Source organism: Mesorhizobium sp. M7A.F.Ca.ET.027.03.2.1 (assembly GCF_003999175.1).
In the GTDB taxonomy this organism is placed as follows: domain Bacteria; phylum Pseudomonadota; class Alphaproteobacteria; order Rhizobiales; family Rhizobiaceae; genus Mesorhizobium.
In genome coordinates this window covers 1-853 of the sequence record NZ_RZOM01001604.1, presented here as the reverse complement: position 1 = coordinate 853, position 853 = coordinate 1, and the positions used below count along the sequence as shown (strand labels likewise).

General features: G+C 63.2%; 1 protein-coding gene. It reads right to left on the bottom strand.

Annotation, left to right across the window (positions count from 1 at the left end; all coding sequences use genetic code 11):
• Positions 1-316 precede the first annotated feature (316 nt).
• The coding region (locus EN750_RS36755; RefSeq protein WP_127399444.1) for a PDZ domain-containing protein at positions 317-853 on the bottom strand (537 nt) is incomplete at its 5' end.

The window sequence follows — 853 nt, the reverse complement described above, 5'->3', positions numbered from 1 at the left end:
GCAGACATCTGCATTGTGGCCTTTGCCAAAGCGCACCGCGATCAAGATTGCCCCGAAGCCGTGCGCGATAAAGCTGCTCGCTTGCGATGTCATTTGCATCGGATCGCGGAAGCGCTTTTGAATGTGTGCGGCAGCGGACGATGGGAAGCCCGCTGCCGCCGGGGGAAGGCGCGATGACTGACTAACGCGCGCTCCTCCATTCTTTCCCGTACGGCGGCTCGGGGGTGTTGAAACTGCCGCACTGGAAAAGTCCAACCTGCCGCCGGAACACCCTCACCCACCCTGGAAAGGCCGAGAGATCGCTCCGGGGCCGAGCTCAACCCTTGGCGACGGGCAGCGCGACGAAACGATTGGTGTCGTCGCGGGTGATCTGCATCAGCACTGCCTTGCGGCCGGATTTGACTGCATCGGTCATCGCCTTGGTGACGTCGTCGGTGCCGTTCACTTCGGTCGAATTGACCGATGTAATGACGTCGCCCGGCTGGATACCGCGATCGGCGGCATCGCTGTCGGGATCGACATCGGTCACCACCAGTCCCTTGCCGTTTTCAGATTTGGTAACGGTCAGGCCGAGATCGGCCAGCGTGTCGGGCTTGGCCGGGGCGGCGGGCTGCTGCTGGTCGACAGAGGCCTGCTTGTCGCTCGAGGGCAGTTTGCCGAGATCGACCTTGACCGTCTGGCTCTTGCCGTCGCGCCACACGTTGACGTCGACCGACTTGCCAGGCGAATAGGCGCCGATCAGCCGGGCCAATTCCTTCGGCGAAGCGACATCCTTGCCGTCGACCTGGGTGATCACGTCACCGGCCGTGATGCCCGCCTTCTTGCCGGGACCATCGTCCTGGGCACTGGAAAC